17 protein-coding genes are annotated in these 18,212 nt (G+C 69.4%); 7 read left to right on the forward strand and 10 right to left on the reverse strand.

Annotation, left to right across the window (positions count from 1 at the left end):
• Positions 1 to 15: 15 nt before the first annotated feature.
• Positions 16 to 993 (reverse strand): helix-turn-helix transcriptional regulator, encoded by a 978-nt coding sequence (locus ABD088_RS01305; RefSeq protein ID WP_343899560.1) that lies wholly within the window; start codon positions 991 to 993, stop codon positions 16 to 18.
• A gap of 61 nt (positions 994 to 1,054) precedes the next feature.
• Here ABD088_RS01305 and ABD088_RS01310 point away from each other — a divergent pair, with 61 nt between their 5' ends.
• Together ABD088_RS01310 and ABD088_RS01315 are read left to right on the forward strand one after the other, a co-directional pair.
• Positions 1,055 to 1,660 (forward strand): DinB family protein, encoded by a 606-nt coding sequence (locus tag ABD088_RS01310; protein WP_343899561.1) that lies wholly within the window; start codon positions 1,055 to 1,057, stop codon positions 1,658 to 1,660.
• Positions 1,661 to 1,693: 33 nt separating this feature from the next.
• Positions 1,694 to 2,329, forward strand: a complete 636-nt coding sequence (locus ABD088_RS01315; RefSeq protein WP_343899562.1) for a DinB family protein — start codon at positions 1,694 to 1,696, stop codon at positions 2,327 to 2,329.
• Here the strand turns inward: ABD088_RS01315 and ABD088_RS01320 are convergent.
• Positions 2,289 to 3,293, reverse strand: coding sequence for a YdcF family protein (locus ABD088_RS01320; RefSeq protein ID WP_343899563.1), 1,005 nt, complete (start codon positions 3,291 to 3,293; stop codon positions 2,289 to 2,291). The genes ABD088_RS01315 and ABD088_RS01320 overlap by 41 nt on opposite strands.
• Before the next feature lie 40 nt (positions 3,294 to 3,333).
• Here ABD088_RS01320 and ABD088_RS01325 point away from each other — a divergent pair, with 40 nt between their 5' ends.
• Entirely contained in the window at positions 3,334 to 4,173 is an 840-nt protein-coding gene (locus tag ABD088_RS01325) for an MOSC domain-containing protein (protein WP_343899564.1), read from the forward strand.
• A gap of 93 nt (positions 4,174 to 4,266) precedes the next feature.
• Entirely contained in the window at positions 4,267 to 5,742 is a 1,476-nt protein-coding gene (locus ABD088_RS01330) for an aldehyde dehydrogenase (RefSeq protein WP_343899565.1), read from the forward strand.
• On the opposite strand, the gene ABD088_RS01335 is transcribed toward ABD088_RS01330, so the two are convergent.
• The 5 genes from ABD088_RS01335 to dhaK form a co-directional block, all read right to left on the reverse strand.
• Positions 5,735 to 6,067, reverse strand: coding sequence for a DUF202 domain-containing protein (locus tag ABD088_RS01335; protein ID WP_343899566.1), 333 nt, complete (start codon positions 6,065 to 6,067; stop codon positions 5,735 to 5,737). The two genes, ABD088_RS01330 and ABD088_RS01335, sit on opposite strands and share 8 nt — an antisense overlap.
• A 7-nt stretch (positions 6,068 to 6,074) precedes the next feature.
• Positions 6,075 to 6,476 carry a YidH family protein gene (locus ABD088_RS01340; RefSeq protein ID WP_343899568.1) on the reverse strand — a complete coding sequence of 134 codons (402 nt, stop codon included), beginning with the start codon at positions 6,474 to 6,476 and terminating at the stop codon, positions 6,075 to 6,077.
• 128 nt (positions 6,477 to 6,604) lie between these two features.
• The gene (dhaM, locus tag ABD088_RS01345) at positions 6,605 to 7,291 is read right to left on the reverse strand and encodes a dihydroxyacetone kinase phosphoryl donor subunit DhaM (protein WP_343899569.1); all 687 of its coding nucleotides are present in this window, start codon (positions 7,289 to 7,291) and stop codon (positions 6,605 to 6,607) included.
• Positions 7,288 to 7,929, reverse strand: a complete 642-nt coding sequence (gene dhaL / locus ABD088_RS01350) for a dihydroxyacetone kinase subunit DhaL (protein ID WP_343899571.1) — start codon at positions 7,927 to 7,929, stop codon at positions 7,288 to 7,290. The genes dhaM and dhaL overlap by 4 nt, the downstream gene beginning before the upstream one ends.
• Positions 7,930 to 8,928 carry a dihydroxyacetone kinase subunit DhaK gene (gene dhaK / locus ABD088_RS01355; RefSeq protein WP_343899573.1) on the reverse strand — a complete coding sequence of 333 codons (999 nt, stop codon included), beginning with the start codon at positions 8,926 to 8,928 and terminating at the stop codon, positions 7,930 to 7,932.
• A 239-nt stretch (positions 8,929 to 9,167) separates the two neighbouring features.
• Between dhaK and ABD088_RS01360 the strand changes: the two genes are divergently transcribed.
• Both ABD088_RS01360 and ABD088_RS01365 read left to right on the forward strand, forming a co-directional pair.
• A complete protein-coding gene (locus tag ABD088_RS01360; RefSeq protein WP_343899575.1) occupies positions 9,168 to 11,753 on the forward strand; it encodes an ATP-dependent Clp protease ATP-binding subunit in 2,586 nt (861 codons plus the stop codon).
• A gap of 220 nt (positions 11,754 to 11,973) precedes the next feature.
• Entirely contained in the window at positions 11,974 to 13,890 is a 1,917-nt protein-coding gene (locus tag ABD088_RS01365; protein WP_343899576.1) for an MFS transporter, read from the forward strand.
• On the opposite strand, the gene ABD088_RS01370 is transcribed toward ABD088_RS01365, so the two are convergent.
• Positions 13,887 to 15,389: an APC family permease gene (locus ABD088_RS01370; RefSeq protein WP_343899577.1), complete on the reverse strand. Its 1,503-nt coding sequence runs from the start codon at positions 15,387 to 15,389 to the stop codon at positions 13,887 to 13,889. The genes ABD088_RS01365 and ABD088_RS01370 overlap by 4 nt on opposite strands.
• Before the next feature lie 142 nt (positions 15,390 to 15,531).
• On the opposite strand from ABD088_RS01370, the gene ABD088_RS01375 reads away from it, so the two are divergent.
• Positions 15,532 to 16,518 (forward strand): TIGR00730 family Rossman fold protein, encoded by a 987-nt coding sequence (locus ABD088_RS01375; RefSeq protein WP_343899578.1) that lies wholly within the window; start codon positions 15,532 to 15,534, stop codon positions 16,516 to 16,518.
• 19 nt (positions 16,519 to 16,537) lie between these two features.
• Here the strand turns inward: ABD088_RS01375 and ABD088_RS01380 are convergent, their stop codons facing one another.
• Positions 16,538 to 17,485 carry an AraC-like ligand-binding domain-containing protein gene (locus tag ABD088_RS01380; RefSeq protein WP_343899580.1) on the reverse strand — a complete coding sequence of 316 codons (948 nt, stop codon included), beginning with the start codon at positions 17,483 to 17,485 and terminating at the stop codon, positions 16,538 to 16,540.
• Positions 17,486 to 17,581: 96 nt separating this feature from the next.
• Complete coding sequence (locus ABD088_RS01385; RefSeq protein WP_343899581.1) at positions 17,582 to 18,172, reverse strand: TetR/AcrR family transcriptional regulator; 591 nt, start codon at positions 18,170 to 18,172, stop codon at positions 17,582 to 17,584.
• Positions 18,173 to 18,212 lie beyond the last annotated feature (40 nt).

An 18,212-nucleotide genomic window follows, 5' to 3' on the forward strand; every position in this document is an offset into this window, starting at 1 on the left:
GTGGCGGTTTCCAGTCTAGGTGCGCCCCGGCTCCCGCCGACCCATGCGCCCCAGCCGGGCTCCCAGGTCGCGCAGGACCGGTCGCAGTTCCGGGGGTTCGAGCACGGTGGCCTCATGGCCGAGCAGGGCGACGTGGAGCGCCACGAACTCCAGCGAATTGCCGCCGGCGGTGAGGATGCACGCGTCCTCCCCCTCGGCCTCGACACTGGCGACGGTGGCTGGGAGCTGCGCACGGACCGTCTCCGCCGGAGCCTCGATCCGCACCCGGGCGATGTGGGCATAGGGATTCTGCGAGATCGCGGCCTGGACGAATTCGGCGGGGTCGGGAGCCTCGCGCCGGGTGAACCGGAAACCGGTGGCGTGGACCGTGCCGATCCGGTCCAGCCGGAAGGTGCGCCACGCGTCACGCTCCAGGTCGAAGGCCATCAGGTACCAGCGCCGCCCGGCGGAAACCAACCGGTACGGCTCCGCCCGGCGTTCGGCGGATACCGCGTCGGGACCCGCAGCCGTGTAGGCAAAGGTGACCACCGCGGGGGTGCGGATGGCATGCGCCAACTCCAGCAACCGGGACGACGGCACCAGTTCACCGCCGCGCACCCCCTCGAGGGAGAGCGTGGAGCTGGCCACCGCCTCCACCGGGGCCCGCAACCGGGCGGGCAGCATCTGGTCGAGTTTGGACAGGGCGCGCAGGGCGGCCTCCCCGACACCGGACACGGACCCGCCGGCGGCCAGCCGCAGGCTGACGGCCACCGCCACGGCTTCACCGTCGTCGAGCAGCAGCGGCGGCAGGGCCTTGCCGGCACCGAGCTGGTACCCGCCGCCGACTCCCTGGGTGGCACGGATCGGGTAGCCGAGGCGGCGCAGGCGTTCGACGTCACGGCGGATGGAGCGGGTGGTGACCCCGAGTTCGGCTGCCAGTTCGGTCCCGGTCCACACCGGCCGTGACTGCAACAGGTTGAGCAGACCCAGAACCCGTCGAAGCGTTTCGTCCATGGCCACAGCCTCCCACAGGTAGCGGACAGAAGCTGTCCTACATTGGCCGGAGACTGGTTCCATGAGCACACCAGCAGAGCAGTCCACGACCGCGAACCGCATCGATTGGACCCACGAACTGACCGAACAACTCGCCTGGCATTGGGAGCACCAGCTGCGTCCCCGGCTCGAGGGCCTGACCGATGACGAATACCGCTGGGAACCCGTCCCGGGATGTTGGACCGTCAGGCCCCGCGGCCAGGCCGGACCGGATGCACCCGGCCTGGTGGCCGCCGGCAGTGGGGAACACGTCATCGACTTCGCATTCCCCGAACCCACGCCACCACCGTTCACGACCATCGCCTGGCGTCTGGGACATCTCATCGTGGGGGTTTTCGGCGAGCGCAACGCCAGCCATTTCGGCGGCCCGGAGGACACCTACAGGTCCCACGACTACGCCGGCACCGCAGCGGGGGCGCTGGCCCAGCTCGATGCGGCCCACTCCCGCTGGATGACAGGAATCGCCAGCCTCGACGAGGAGGCCTTGGCGGAGCCCTGCGGCCCGGCGGAAGGGCCCTTCGGCGAGCTGCCGATGGCCACCCTGGTGCTGCACATCCACCGCGAGGTCATCCACCACGGCGCCGAGATCTCCCTGCTGCGCGACCTCTACACGCACCGCACCCGCTAACCGCACCCGCCCATCCCCACGAAAGGATCCACCATGCCTGCCATGCCCGGCCCCGTCGCCGACGAGAAATCGGCACTGCTTGCCTTCCTGTCCCAACAACGCCAGAACCTGCGCACCATCGCCTTCGGCCTGACGGATGACCAGGCCCGCTCCACCCCGACGGTCTCCGCGCTCTCCGTGGGCGCACTGATCAAGCACGTCACCGCCTGCGAGGCCAGCTGGGTGGACCGCATCGCCGCCGCGCCGGGGCATCCCGCCGCCGACCAGATCCCCTTTGAGCAGGCGGTGGCGACCTACGCCGACCAGTACACGATGACGGCCGAGGACTCATTGGCCGGGTTGCTCGCGGACCTGGACGCCCAGGAGGCCGCCACTCAACGGATCGTCGCCGCGGCGGAACTGGACGCCCCGGTCCCCGTCCCGCGCAGCGCTCCCTGGTTCCCCCAGGACGTCGAGGCCTGGTCGGTGCGCTGGGTGCTCTGCCATGTGATCGAAGAGGCGGCCCGCCATGCCGGCCATGCCGACATCATCCGCGAGACCCTGGACCGGGCCACGTGGTTCGAGCTGATGGCGGCCGCGGACGGGATGGCCGAAACCCCCTGGCTGAAGCCGTGGAAACCGGCCAACGCTAGGAGTTCCCCAGCACCGCCAGCACCAGCACAACCGTGACGCCCAGGAACGGCAGGCACAGCAGCGCATTGAGGACCCGATGTTCGCTGAGGATCGCGACGAACTCGCGCAGGAACGCGCTGGGCACGTAATAGCGGGCGGTGGGCGATCCGACCACCTGGGCATCGACGTCGTACTTGCGGGCCAGCAGGGCGGCGCGCAGCACGTGGTAGTTGTTCGTGACCACCAGCTGGGATCCGGCACGGCCCGCATCCTTCTGGACCTGCCGGGAGAAGCGCAGATTTTCCCGGGTGGTGCGGGCCCGGTTCTCCGGGGCGACGTCGGCGGCGGGGACCCCCGCGTCGATCAGGTACTCGGCCATGCCCTCCCCTTCCGGCCGCGACTCGTCGGCGCCCTGCCCGCCGGAGGGGATGAGGACCGGTTTCGGCTCCGGCGCCGCCCGGTAGAGCTCCACCGCCTTGTCCAGCCGGCTGGCCAGCAGCGGCGGGACCTTTCCCCCGATGAGGCGGGACCCCAGGATGGTGATGGCCGCCGGGGAGACGTCATGCTCCATCCGCCCATAGGCAATCGCGTAGGCCAGGAAGACCACGAACACCACGCCGAGGTAGCTGCACAGGAAGAAGAGCAGGAACGCGAGCCCGATGGCCAGCGGGTTGGCGGAGAACACCAGCAGCAGGGCCAGCACCGGCAGCCCCAGGATGGCCACCCCCAGCAGCAGGGTCAGCAGGTTACCCAGCCGGCGGCCCTCACTGCGCAGCATCGTGATGCCGTTGGCGATGAGGAAGCCGGCGAGCACCAGCACTGCCAACGGTGCCAACGCCAGGATCGCGAGCCAGACATAGTCGAACGGCGGGAAGACGCGGGCGATCAGCCCGGTCGCCCCACCGATGGCAAACCAGACGGCGGCGACCAGCACCACCCCGTTGCGCAGCATCCTGCGGTCCCGTCGCCGCAGCCAGACATACAGGGCCCCGAGCAGGGCCGCCACCATGAGTGAGGTCACGAACCCACCCTACGCAACCGCCGCATCTAGACTGGGTCTCGTGCAGCAGACCCCGGGCCACGGCCCCACCATCGACTCCCTGTACTACTACCCGATCAAGGGACTGAGCCCGCAGCGGCTCGACGCGGCGTCCCTGGCGGCCGGCCACGGCTTCGCCCACGACCGCACCTACGCGCTGGCCCGCGCCGACGGCCGGTACGTCCCCGGCGACCGGCAGGCACTGGGCAAACGCGAATTCCACGTCCTGATGCGCGAACCGGCCTTGGCGGGGGTGCGCAGCGAGTACTTCCCGGACACCGACACCGTGGAATTACGCTCCATCCCGGGCGTCGACACTGCGCTCCCGGCCACGGGGCACGACGGCGGCGCCCTCCTGCGTGCGGACCTGTCCACCGCCGCGGGCCGGGGAGAGCTGACCGCGTGCATCGCCACCCTGCTGGGCCTGCCCGCCGACCGGCAGCCCGTCTTCGCCGAGGAGCCCGGACGTCGCTTCCCGGACCTGTTGCGCAGCGATGACCCCGCGGACATGCAGGCGGTCTCGATCATCAACCTGGCCTCCATCCGCGAGCTGGCCCGCGCCGCCGGGACCGAAGTCGACCCGCTGCGCTTCCGCGCGAACATCTACATCGACGGGCTCGAGCCGTTCGCCGAGCGGGACCTGCTCGGCAGCACGCTGGAAGCAGGAGGCATCCAGCTGGAGGTCTTCAAGGAGATCGGCCGGTGCACGGCCACCGAGGTCAACCTCGAGTCGGCGCGGCGGGACGTACCGGTATTGAAGACGCTCCAGGAGGCCTTCGGGCACACCAACATGGGCATTTACGCGCACGTGCGCACCGGTGGCACCCTGGTGCCGGGCACCGCCGTCGTGCTTCCCGGCTAAGGCATGGGCCCTACCCGCTAACCATGGCTTCCGGGCAGCGTCGCCACTAGCATCGGGGACAATGCAGCACCCCAGCCCGGACGGAGTCACCCCATGGCCGAGATCCCCACAACGTCCCTGCGCACCGGCGCCTACATTGACGGGCAGTTCCGTCCAGCGGTCGCCGGGGAGACGTTCGAATCCCTCGCCCCCGCCACGGGGGCGAAGATCGCCGACATCGCCGCCTGCGGACCGGAGGATGTGGATGCCGCCGTTGCCAGCGCACGTACCGCCTTCGAAGCCGGGACGTGGAGCCAGGCGGACCCCGCCGAGCGCAAGGCGGTGCTGCTGCGCCTCGCCGACCTCATCGAGGCCGCCACCGACGAGTTGGCGTGGCTCGAATCCATCGACGCCGGTCGGCCGATCGCCAACTGCCACGAGTTCGACCTGCCGGACACCATCGGCACCATCCGCTGGTATGCCGAGGCAGTGGACAAGGTCTTCGGCAAGGTCTCCCCCACGGGTTCCGGAGAACTGGGCCTGATCGTCCGCGAACCGATCGGTGTGGTCGGCGCCGTCCTGCCCTGGAACTTCCCCGCAGCGATGCTGGCATGGAAAATGGCCCCGGCCCTGGCGGCCGGCAACTCGCTGGTGGTCAAGCCTCCGGAGCTGGCCTCGCTGTCCACGCTGCGGATCGCCGAACTGGCCACCGAGGCCGGGGCGCCCGACGGCGTCTTCAATGTGGTCCCGGGCCTGGGGCACATCGCGGGCCGGGCGCTGGGTCTGCACCCGGACGTCGACATGATCACTTTCACGGGCTCGACCGAAGTCGGCCGCGAGTTCCTGCGTTACTCGGCGGACAGCAACCTGAAGAACATTGCGCTGGAGTGCGGGGGCAAGTCCCCGCAGATCGTGTTGGCCGACAACGCCGACCGGCTCCCCGAGGTCGCCGAGGACCTGGCGGAGGCCGCTTTCTGGGCGTCCGGGCAGAACTGTTCGGCCGGCTCACGGATCCTGGTCCACGAATCGATCCGTTCCGAGTTCGTCGACGAGCTCGCCCGGCAGGCGCGGGTCCGTACCGTCGGGGATCCCTCGTCGCCGGAGACCGTCACCGGCCCGCTCATCGAGGCATCTGCGCTGGAACGGGTCCTCGGCTACATCGACGGAGCCCGGTCCGCCGGCGCCCGGATCGTCACCGGCGGCGAGGCACTGCTCGCCGAGACCGGCGGTTGGTACATCGCCCCCACCGTCATCGACGACGTCGAACCCGACATGCAGGTCGCCCGCGAGGAGGTCTTCGGACCGGTGGTCGCGGTCATCGGGTTCAACGACGAGTCCGAGGCGCTGCGTCTGGCGAACGATACCGAGTACGGGCTGGCCGCGACGATCTGGTCGCGCGACATCGACCGGGCCCTTCGGTTGGCCCGCGGCGTCCGCGCCGGGACCGTGGCCATCAATGGCTACAGCGAAGGAAACATCACCACGCCCTTCGGCGGCTACCGGACCTCCGGTTTTGGCGGCCGGGACAATGGCTTGGAGGCCTTCGAGCAGTACACGCAACTGAAGACGATCTGGCTGACGATCAGGTAGTTGCCACCACAGCCACCGCCAGCACACCCAGGACGATCACTGCTCCTGCAGTGGAGAACACCGCAACCGCATCGGCGGCTATGCGACCGCGGGCTATCCCGTGCGCACGAACGTCGTAGCGCCGTCGCTGCGTGAAATAGATGGCCAGCGCCCCGCCGGCGGCGACGGCCACCAGCAGCAGGATCGGCCAACCGTAGTGCGGCATCCAGCGCAGGAAGACGGCACTGACGACGAAGAGCGAGAGCGTGGTCCGCCCCCACGACATCACCGTGCGTTCCGGCTGCAGACCGGGATCGTTGTGGGCGCGGGTGATGGGCGTGGACATCCTCTGCCTAGCCCGACACTGCCAGGACGATGACGATGACCGCCGCAGCCAGGGCACCGCCCAGGCCCAGAACGGGAATGATCGCCGGGAACGGCAGTGGACGGTGGTGGCGCATGCTCGTCTCGACCCGGAGCCAGCGGAACACGGCCCCGGCGCTGATCAGGAGGCCAATGCAGATCACCATGATCGAGATGGCCTGGCGCAGATCATGCGGGAAGGAGTCGAAGGCAAACGCCTCCAAGGCGATCCCGCCAGCCAGGAACGCCAGCGAGGTGCGGATCCAGGCCAGGAAGGTGCGTTCGTTGGCCAGCGTGAACCGAGGATCCGGTTCATCTCCACCGGGCAGGACCTTGCCCGCCAGCCATCCGCGCTGCGCCGGCTCCTGCTCGTTGCCTGGTTCGGCCACCATCGTCCTTCCCGGGTGGGCGCGCTTTCGCGCCCGGTGTCGCTGGTTATCCTACCGGCCAGCATGCGCGACTCAGCCGCACCAGTACTGCCGGGCAGGGTGGCCGGGCATTCTCCGTCCGTTCCGCGCCGCTAGGATTCGCCGAAGCCCGTCTCGACGGCGTGCCGGACCACGTCGAGCGCCTGCTGCGCCTCTGGACCCGATGCGCTGACGTGCAGTTCCGCGCCTTGACCGGCGCCCAGGGTCATCAGCATCATGACCGACTGCGCATCGACCCCGTTGATCTCGATCTCGACGTCCAGGGCACCCAGCTCCGACGCCAACGCCGCCGCCGGACGGGCATGCAGGCCCAGCGGATTGACGAGTGTGAACACTGACGTCAGCGGCGCCGGGGCCCCAGCGTCCACCTCCGGCCCGGACGGGCCCGGTCGGGCCGACCCGGCGGGACTCCACGCCGATTCCGCTGCACGAAGCACGGCGTCCTGGTCGGCCCCTCCTTGGGCCGCAACAGCCGCCGCCACCGCGCCCTCCACCAGGGGCGCATCCGCCAGGCAGGCCGCGGCGGGCCGGTCCAGGAACTCGATGGCGGCCTCGGCCGTCATGACCGCCGATCCGAGATCAGCCAGGACCACTACCCCGTCACCGCTCTCCGCCTCGCCCAGTGCCGCCATGATCCGGTCCAACGAGGTGCCCACGCTCCCGTCGTCCATGCCCCCGGCCGCGACCAGGACCACGTCGTGCGCCATCTGGGATGCCAACTCCACCACGCCCGCGGCCAGCTGGGCGCTATGGGAGACCACCACCAGGCCGACGGTCATGAGGCAATCCCTGCGGCCGCGTCCGCAGCGGCGCGCAGGATGAGCGCCGACGAAGCAGCCCCGGGGTCGCGATGCCCCACGGCGCGTTCGCCCAGGTAGCTGGCGCGCCCCTTGTGCGCGATCAACGGATCGGTGTCCACGGCCCCTGCCTCGGCAGCGGTGGCCGCCGCCTCCAAGACGGCCAGCGCCCCCTGCCCCTGCGCGGCGGAGGCGGCATCCACAGCAGGGGTCCAGGCATCGATCATCGTCTTGTCCCCCGGCGCTGCCTTGCCCCGGGCGACGACACCGTCGCGCGCAGCGGTCAGTGCCGCCACGAGGGCACCGGCATCGAGGGTCTCGGCTTCGCCCACCGCGCCGGCCGCACGCAGATAGGCAGTGCCGTACAACGGGCCCGCGGCGCCACCAACGGTGGACATCAGGGTCATGGCCGCCAGCTTGAAGGCGCTGCCCGGGGTGGGTGGGGCCTCCGCGTCCAGCTTCGCCACCAGGGCCTTGAAGCCGCGGTCCAGGTTCTCCCCGTGGTCCCCGTCTCCGATGGCCCGGTCCAGTTCGCCGAGCTCCACGCGGTGTTCTGCCACCGTGGCAGCGCTGCGTCGCAGCCAGTCGATGGCCCAGTCGGCTCCCAGGGTGTCGGCCATCTACTTGCCCCACCGCAGTGCCGGGGTGGCAACGGGTGCATCCCATAGCCCGGTCAGCTCGTCGTCGAGCCGCAGGACCGAGATGGAGCAGCCCTGCATATCCAGGGCGGTGATGTAGTTCCCGACCAGGGACCGGGACACCGACAGCCCGGCATCCTGCAGGACCTGGACCGCCCGCCGGAAGACGATGTACAACTCACTGGTCGGGGTCGCGCCCATGCCGTTGACGAACAGCAGGACCTTCTCCCCCGCCACGGGCTTCAGGTCCGCCAGGATGGGTTCCAGCAGGCGATCGGTGATGCCGTCCGCCGGTTCCAGGGGAATCCGGTGCCGGCCGGGTTCGCCGTGGATGCCGATGCCGATCTCGATTTCGTCATCGGCCAGCTCGAAGCTCGGGACCCCCGCGTGCGGGACGGTGCAGGCACCGAGCGCCACCCCCATGCTGCGCACGTTGTCGTTGACGCGGTTGCCGATGGCGGCGACGTCGTCGAGCCCATCCCCCCGTTCGGCCGCGGCCCCGGCGATCTTCTCCACCAGGACCGTGCCGCCCACGCCGCGACGCCCGGCGGTGAACAGCGAGTCCTCCACGGCGACGTCGTCGTTGACCAGCACCGTGCGCACCTCGATCCCCTCCGCCTGGCACATCTCGGCGGCCGTCTCGAAATTCAGGACGTCGCCGGTGTAGTTCTTCACGATGTGCACGACGCCGGCGCCGGTGTCGGCGGCACGTGTCGCCGGAATGATCGCGTCGGGGGTGGGCGAGGTGAACACCGGTCCGGGAACGGCGGCGTCCAGCATCCCGTACCCCACGTACCCGGCATGCAGCGGATCGTGGCCGCTGCCACCACCGGAGATCAGCCCCACCTTGCCCTGCTGCCCCGTCTTGCGGGTGACGAAGAGTGGATCCCGGTGGATGGACACCAGATCGGCATGTGCCAGCCCGAATCCGTCCATCGACTCCTGGACGACGGCTTGGGGGTCGTTGATCAGCTTTTTCATGTCAGCACACTCCGGGATCTCGAAACTGCGGCACGGGTCCGACGACCGGCTGGCCGTCGGACCCAACCCTTGCCAGCAGACTACTCGGGGCCCCCGCTCCGGGATAGGTTCGGCCCGGATCGGAGTCCGCCAAAGACCTGGCGCAGGAATAATCCCGGCACGCCTGCGTTAACTTGAGTAACACACACTCAACTCTCTACACTTGAGCGCAAGACGCTCAAGTTACCTTTGGAGGATCAATGCCAACGTTCTTCGGACCAACCGGGTCGGGCAACGGCTCATTTGATGACTTCCTGGCCCGCTACCTGCAAGGCCAGCGCGCCCCACAGGCAGGCCGTCCCATCGACATCACCCGGTTGCTCAGCCGCCGGACCCACGAGCTGCTCGCGCAGGCGGCCGGATTTGCCGCCGAGCACGGCCACGCCGAGATCGATGCCCTGCACCTGCTGCGCGTCATGCTCGAACAGGAAGGTCCCGTAGCGCAGTTGAACGCAGCCGGCATTGACGTGGCGGCCATCGTCCGCGACGCCGAACAGCGTCTTCCGCAGACCTCCGCCCGGCACGATGGCGGCGCCCCGTCACTGACGGCCTCGGCCCAGCGGGCCCTCTTGGATGCCCGGCAGGTCGCCCGCGCCTTCGGCTCCACCTACATCGACCCCGAACACCTGTTCGTCGCCTTCGTCCTGAACCAGGACTCCCCCGCCGGCCAGGTGCTGGCCGCCTCGGGAGTCACCCCGGAATCGCTGCAGCACATCGGTGCCGCCGCCGCGCAGCAGGCCGCAGCTGCCGGGCAGCCCGGTGCGGCCCCCGACGCCGCGGGAACTGCTTCCGCCTCCGAGACCCCGATGCTCGATACCTACGGCACCGACCTCACCGCCCTGGCCAGCGAGGGCAAGCTGGACCCGGTGATCGGCCGTGAACAGGAGATCGAGCAGACCATCGAGATCCTGGCCCGCCGCACCAAGAACAACCCCGTGCTCATCGGCGAGGCAGGCGTCGGCAAGACAGCCGTCGCCGAAGGCCTGGCCCAGGCCGTTGCGGCCGACGACGTCCCCGCCCAACTGCACGGCAAGCGGGTCATCTCCCTGGACCTGCCCGGCATGCTCGCCGGCACCCGCTACCGGGGCGACTTCGAGGAACGCCTGACCAAGACCATGGACGAGATCGCCTCGAACGCCGGCGAATACATCGTCTTCATCGACGAGCTGCACACCGTCGTCGGGGCCGGCGGCTCCGGCGAGGGCGGCGGCATGGACGCGGGCAACATCCTCAAGCCACGCCTGGCCCGGGGCGAACTGCGCCTGATCGGTGCCACCACGCTCGGCGAATACCGCACCATCGAAAAGGACCCGGCGCTGGAGCGCCGTTTCCAGCCGGTCACCGTGGGGGAACCCACCCAGGAGGACGCCATCAAGATCCTGACCGGCCTGCAGGACCGGTATGCCGAGCACCACCACGTAACCTACACCGAAGGTGCCCTGCGCGCCGCGGTCGAGCTCTCGGCCCGGTACCTCACCGACCGGTTCCTGCCGGACAAGGCGATTGACCTGATCGACCAGGCAGGCGCCCGGCTGAGCCTGCGCCGCGGCCCGGCGGTCGATGTCGAGGCGCTGCGCGCCGAGCTGGCGGACCTGGAGTCGCGCAAGAGCAATGCGGTGGCCGGCGAACGCTTCGAGGAGGCCGGTCAGCTGCGCGATGAGATCGCCGGGCTGACCGAACACCTGGAGCAGGTGGCAGCCACCGGCACCGCCCCGCGGGCGGCGACCGCCGAGGTGGTCGACGAGGGACAGATCGCCCAGATCATCTCCCGCGCCACCGGCATCCCGGCATCCCGCCTCACCGAGGGCGATCGCGCCCGGCTGGCGAAGCTGGAAGACGAGCTGCACTCACGGGTCATCGGCCAGGACGATGCGGTCTCCGTCATCGCCAAGTCGGTGCGGCGCAACCGCACGGGCATGGGCGACGCGTCCCGGCCCGTCGGCAGCTTCCTGTTCCTGGGCCCGACGGGCGTGGGCAAGACGGAGCTGGCCAAGTCGTTGGCCGTGTCCCTCTTCGGGAAGGAAGACGCCCTGCTGCGCTTCGACATGAGCGAATTCGGCGAGCGCCACACGGTCTCCCGCCTGGTCGGGGCGCCTCCGGGCTACGTCGGATACGGCGAGGCCGGGCAGCTGACCGAGAAGGTCCGCCGCAATCCCTACTCCGTCATCCTGCTCGATGAGGTGGAGAAGGCGCACCCCGACGTGTTCAACCTGTTGCTGCAGGTCCTGGACGACGGACGCCTCACCGATGGGCAGGGCCGCACGGTCGACTTCCGCAACACGGTGGTCATCATGACGTCCAACCTCGGATCGGAGTTCCTGGCCAGCAAGACCGGGGCCATGGGCTTCAACCCGCAATCCGGCGACACCACCGGCTTCGGCTCCGAGAAGGCACTGCGTGACCGGGTCATGGGCCGGCTGCGCGAGACGATGCGGCCGGAGTTCCTGAACCGGATCGACGAGATCGTGCTCTTCCGCAAGCTGGAGAAGGCCGAGCTGCGCCGGATCGTGTCACTGCAGCTGCGCGACACCGAGGCACGGCTGACGGCCCAGGACATCTCCTTCACCATCGACGACAGCGCGGTGGATTGGATCGCCGAGCACGGCTACGAGCCCGAATACGGGGCGCGCCCGCTGCGCCGGGTCATCCAGCGCGAGGTCGATGACGCGATCGCCGACCTGTTGGTCAGCGGACAGGTGCACGACGGCGGCTCGGTCACCGTGGCGGCCCACGGGGACCAGCTGCAGGTCACCGGCACCGCGGCCAGCGCACCACTGGCCGCGTAGCCCGCACGATCACCACCGGACGCCCCCGCTACCTGCAGGACAGGTGGCGGGGGCGTCCTCGTCCGCGCCCAGGTGCTGCGAATCCCACCGGCGGCAACCCGCGACGCAGTGTGTCGCCCGCGGCAGCCACCGCCTTGACGTTGACCTAGGCAACGGTGTTGCCTGACTGGGGGGTCAACGGCCGTTCGCCCCTCCGTTTTCCCCCGGAAGGCCACGTCCCGTGCCGCTTCGCTCCGTCCCCGCGTGGGCCACCACCTCAGTCCTGGCCCTGTGCGGCATGGTCGTCTCCCTCCAACAGACCCTGGTGGTCCCGTTGCTGCCGGAGTTCCCCCACATCCTGGGCGTCTCGGCAGATGATTCCTCCTGGCTGGTCACCGCGACCCTGCTCAGCGCGGCGATCTTCACCCCGATCATCTCCCGCATGGCCGATATGTACGGCAAACGCAAGATGCTGCTGCTGGCACTGGTCGTCATGACGATCGGCTCGCTCGTGGCAGCCGTCGGCGGCACGTTCCCCGCACTCATCGCCGGACGCGCGATGCAGGGCTTCGCCTCCTCGCTGATCCCGGTGGGCATCTCGGTGCTGCGCGACGAACTCCCCAAGGAGAAGGTGGCCTCGGCCGTCGCCTTGATGAGTGCCACGTTGGGCATCGGTGCCGCCCTGGGCATGCCGCTCTCCGGCTTGTTGTTCAACGCCTTCGGCTGGGAGTCGCTGTTCTGGGTCTCGGCAGCCCTGGGCGCGGTGTTCATCGTCGGTGTCCTGTTGCTGGTGGAGGAATCGAAGATCACCACGCCGGGACGCTTCGACGTGCTGGGGGCGTTGGTGCTGTCCCTCATCCTGACCGCGGCGTTGCTGGCGATCTCCAAGGGTGCGAGCTGGGGCTGGTCCAGCCCCCTGGTCCTGGGACTGTTCGCGCTCTCCCTGGCCCTGCTGGCCGGATGGATCCCCCTGCAGCTGCGGATCAACCAGCCCATGGTCGACCTGCGCACCACCGTCAAACGCCCCGTCCTGCTGACCAACATCGCCTCGTTCTTCATGTGCGTGGCGATGTTCGTGAACATGCTCGTCACCACCCAGCAGCTCCAGGTCCCCAGCGGCACGGGGTATGCCTTCGGCCTCTCGGTGCTGATGGCCGGCCTGGCCATGGTGCCCTCCGGGCTGGCCATGGTGGTGCTCGCCCCCGTGGCCGGCGCGATGATCAACCGCTGGGGCGGCAAGACAGCCATCGTGTTCGGCAGCGCGATCATGGCCGCCACCTATGTGGGCCGCGTCTTCTTCGACAACAGCGTCTGGGAGATCATCGTCGGCGCCACCCTGGTCAACGTCGGCGTCGCCTTCTCCTACGCCGCGATGCCCACCCTGATCATGGCAGCGGTGCCCATCACCGAGACCGCGTCGGCCAACGGCGTCAATGCCCTGGTCCGCTCCATGGGCACCTCGGTGGCCAGCGCCCTGACCGGGCTCATCCTCTCCGCCATGGTCATCAAGTACGACGGCGTCCCCGTCCCCTCGCTCGATGCGCTGCACCTGTCCTTCTGGCTGGCCGCGGTGGCAGCGACGATCGGCATCGGCATCGCCCTGTTCATTCCCGGCGGCAGCCACACCGTGAAGGCGGCAGATGACGTCGAGGAAACCCTGGTGCACGGACGCCTGTCGATGCAGGGACGCACCGGCCTGCCCAGCCCCGCAGTGGTGACGTTCGTCCGTGAGGACGGGGTCCCCGGGGACTGGGCCCGCACCGACCGCGACGGCCACTTCACCGCGGCACTGCCCGGGCCGGGCCGCTACGTGGTGGTGGCCAATGCCGGCGGCTGGGCGCCACGGTCCCAATGCGTCGACTTCTCCGGCGGCGACACCGAGCACGACCTCGAGCTGCTCGACCAGCTCTCCCTCGAGGGGCTCGTCGAGCGCTCCGGGCACCCGGTCGGCGACGCCCTGGTGACGTTGAACGCCGGGGTCGGGGACTTCGTGGCGGCGACCCGCACCGACGCGGACGGCCACTACGTGCTGGACCTGCCCCCGACCGGGACCTACATCGTCACCGGGGTCGCCCCGGGCGGGGCGGCCACCGCCTCGGTCAAGGCCATCCTGCGGGCCCGTTCCGAACGCGTCGACATCAGCCTGCCCGTCAGCTAGTCGAGTTCATCCGGATCCACGCCGCCGCGGCCGATCCCCGCATAGACGCCCGGGCGTGCCGAGCGCAGCCAGTAGGCGCCGATCACGCCGGCGACTCCGGGGAGCACGACGATCGCCGGCAGCAGCCAGCTGAGCACCCCGGTCTGCTCGAGTCCGATGAGCACGTCGAAGTTGGCCACGATCATGCCGAACAACACGGTCAGGGCGACACCGGCTGCCAGCGGTGCCACCGTCGTCGTCCAGATTCCGTGGCCCGAGGGGGTGCGGCGGAAGAACCCGACGACGGCGAAGGACGTCAGCGCCATGAGCAGGACCAGGCCGAACGCCCCCATGTTGGTCAACCAAGTGAACAGCGTCAGGACCGGGAACAGTGCCCCGTATTCGTGTCCGGTACCGGCGATCGCGAAGACGATGATGACGATCAGGGCAATCACCGACTGCACGAGGGAACCGGCCACCGGGGCACCCGTGCGTCGAGAGACGCGCGCCAGGGCCGCCGGCAGCACGCTCTCGCGGCCCAGGGCGAAGACGTAGCGTGCCACGACGTTGTGGAAGGCCACCAGCGCGGCGAGCAAGCTGGTGATGAACAGCAGGTTCGCCAGGTCCACGAACCAGGTAGCGGCGTGGTCGGCCAGGAACACGAACATCAGGTCGGGCCCGAACTCCTGGGACCTGCCCACGACCTGGCTGTCGCCCTCGGCCACGGCCATGGCCCAGGCGGAGAACGCGTAGAACACGGCGATGACGATGACGGCAATATACGTGGCCCGCCGCGCGGTGGTCCGCGGGTCCTTGGTCTCCTCGTTGTAGATGGCACCGGATTCGAACCCCATGAAGGCGGCGATGCTGAAGGCCAGCGCCGCCCCGACGCCGGTGGTGAACAGCGAGGACGGCTCCAGCGATGCGCCACTGATGCCCTCCGGGGCGTTGCCGAACGCGAACACGTCATAGATGATGACGACGAGGAATTCCAGGGCGACCAGGATGCCCAGCACCTTGGCCGAGAGGTCGACCTTGTTCACCCCGAGGATCCCCACCACCAGCCAGCCGGCGAGCGAGCAAAGCCACCAGGGGATCTGGGCGCCGGTCAGGTGGGCCACGAAGGAGGAGAGTGCGAAGCCGAACAGCCCGTTGATGCCGATCTGCATGGCGTTGTAGGCGATCAGCGCGACCCAGGCGGAGCCGACGCCGGCCGGCTTGCCCAGCCCGCGCGAGATGTAGGCATAGAAGGCGCCGGCGTTGTGGACGTGGCGGCTCATGGCCAGGTAGCCGACGGCAAAGAGGATGAGCACCACCCCCAGCACCACGAAGGACAACGGGATGCCCAGCAAGCCGGTGACCGCGTAGTTGCTGGTCACTCCGCCGGCGACGACGGTCAGCGGGGCGGAGGCGGCGATGATCATGAAGACCAGCGCCGGGATCCCGAGCCGGCGTCGGCCCAATCCGGCGTCGGCCGCCGGGGCCCGTCGGACCTGGTGTGGGGCGTTGCTGGTGGACACGGTTCCTCCTGGTGGCTGCTCTCCGGATCGTGACGGAACCGGTCTCGATTCCACTGTGCCCCGGGTCACGTCCGGCGGCTTTGGCTTTGCGTGTCGCCCTCTTGTCCCCCGGCGCAGGGGCCTCTGCCGATAGCGTGGGAGGGTGAACAGCGAAGCCGAACAGATCATCCATGTCAGCGCCGTCGTCGTGCGCAATGCAGCCGGCGAGGTCCTCACCGTGCGCAAGAGGGGAACTGAACGGTTCATGTTCCCCGGGGGCAAACCCGAAGCCGGGGAATCGGCGGCCGAGACGGCTCTGCGCGAATGCGCCGAGGAGATCGGCGTCCGGCTGGAGCCAGAGGGTTTGCGGGAGATCGGGGTCTTCCGCTGCGCCGCCGCCAACGAGCCCGGATTCGAGCTGGTGGCCACGGTCTTCGAACACCCCTCGCAGGCCGAGCCGACCGCGACGGCGGAGATCGCGGAACTGCGCTGGCTCGACCCGACGGCCGCATGGCCGGCCGATCTGGCCCCGCTGCTGACCGAACAGGTGCTGCCGGCCATCACCGGTCGGGCGCGGCCCCTGCCGGGAAACCTCGTCGTCTTCACCGGCTCCAAGACCGGTGAGGGGGAGGCCTATCGGCTGGCCGCCGGCCGGCTCGGCGCGGGGTTGGCCCGCCGGGGCGTCGGCATCGTCTACGGCGGCGGACACGTGGGGCTCATGGGCCAGGTCGCCGATGCCGCCCTCGACGCCGGCGGCCCGGTCCACGGGGTCATCACCCAGGCCCTCGTCGACGGGGAGACCGCGCATACCGGACTGACCACGCTGGAGATCGTGGGCACCATGCACGAACGCAAGGACCGGATGGCATCACTCGGGGACGCCTTCGTCGCCCTTCCCGGGGGCGCGGGGACCCTGGAGGAGTTCTTCGAGGCGTGGACGTGGCAGCACCTGGGCATCCATGCCAAACCGGTGGCCCTCTTCAACGTCGATGGTTTCTGGGACCCGCTGCTGGCGATGATCGATGCGATGGTCGACCGGGGTTTCCTGGCCTCCACGTACCGTGACGCACTGATCGTCAGCAGTGATGTGGACGAACTCCTGGCACGCCTGTCCGTCTGGACCCCGCCGGAACGGAAGTGGAAGAAGTAGCAGCCGGCCGCCGCAACGTTCAGGCGGTGGTGCGCAGAGAACTCGGCGCGTAGCCGTATTCGGCACGGAACGCCCGGCTGAAATGCGCGGCATCGGGAAGCCCGCTGCGGGCACCGATGATGCCCACGGGAAGGCCTGACAAGAGCGGGTCCAGCAATTCCCGGTGGGCGTTCTCCAGACGCCGCCGGCGGATCCATGCGGCGACGGTGGTCCCGGTGGGTTCGAACAGCTTGTGCAGGGTCCGTGCGGAGATGAAGTGCGCCGCGGCAATGCCTCCCGGCCCCAGTGTGGGATCGGCAAGGTGCTGTTCGATGTGGTCCTTGATCCGCTGGAGCTGCAGCGTCCGTTCGAATCCGGCAAGGCGGGGCCCGCTGTGCACCTCGGTGGCCAGGATGGTGCCGAGCAGGTCCACGGCATTGCGGGCCAGCCGGTACCCGATGGTCTCGTCCACCGCGGGCAGCACGTCACCGATCCGGGCGATGCAGGACACCAGCGCACCGGCGACCGGGTCGTCGGCACCCAGCCGCTGGGCGGTCAGCACCGAGAGGTCCACGTCGTCCAGCCCGATGAGGCGTTTGGGGAACATGAGCACCAGCGTGGAGAACTCCTCGTGGAAGCTCAGCGTGTAGGGGCGCTCGGTGTCGTAGATGGCCAGATCGCCCGGGGCGAGGACCGCTTCCCGCCCGTCCTGGACCAGGAAGCCCTGGCCACTGAGTTGCAGGCTGACCTTGTAGTAGCCGGTGCCGCCGTCGTTGATGAGCGCGGGAGTGCGCCGGACCCGGTGGGCCATGGCGTCGACCTCGACGACCGCCAGATCGTGGAGTTCCCGGCCGGAGACCTGGCCGGCGAATGGGCCCGGCCCGACGGGGTCGGCCTCCAGCGGGACGAAGGAGGCCGAGACGATTTCACGCCAGCGGGCGAAGTCTTCCGCCCGGTGGGCCAGGGGGTGGGAGTCCGTCACCGTCATGGTGCTCCTGTCGCTCGGTGATGGGTGTCACATGGGAGTCAAGGTACGCCGTTCCCGCCGGAAAGTCACTATTTTCTCCGTTTGTCGAAAAACAGATCAGGGGGCGAACAGGTCCAAATGGGCGTCCAGCTGGCGCCGCAGTCGCGCCGGAGCGGCATGGTCCGGGTCCAGCGTCGCCGTCACCTGCGCGCCGAGCAGATAGGTGAGCAGCACTTCGACCGCCGGGTCGACCACCACGGAGGCCCGCACCTCCCCGGCATGCCGGGCCTGCTCGAACCAGCCGGTCATCCACTCCCGCCATACGGCCATCGAACCGTCGTTCAGCTGGGCCTTCGCGGGATCATGGATGGCCACATGCCAAAACGGGACCACGATGCGGGCCTCGTCCAGCCGGGTGGCATCCAGCGGCAGGACCTCGCGGCAGAAGGCCCGCAATGCGGACAGCCCTTCCAGCCCCTCGGCGGCGACGCGGATCCGTTCATTGGTCCGCGCAAAGACGTATTCGAAGGTCGCCTGGACCAGCTCGTTCTTGGTCGGGAAATAGGGCTTCAGCGCGCCGTTGGCGAACCCCGCCTCCTCGGCGATCTCGCGCATGGTCGCCCGCTCGAGTCCCAGCCGTGCAATGATCCGCCACGTCGCCTCGACCAGTTCGATCCGCCGTCGGTCATGATCGACGATCTTGGGCACCCGGGTCCACCTTCCGTTCGGCCCCGTCAGGCCGGGGGTC

This window comes from Arthrobacter rhombi (genome assembly GCF_039526245.1).
Classification (GTDB): domain Bacteria; phylum Actinomycetota; class Actinomycetes; order Actinomycetales; family Micrococcaceae; genus Arthrobacter_H; species Arthrobacter_H rhombi.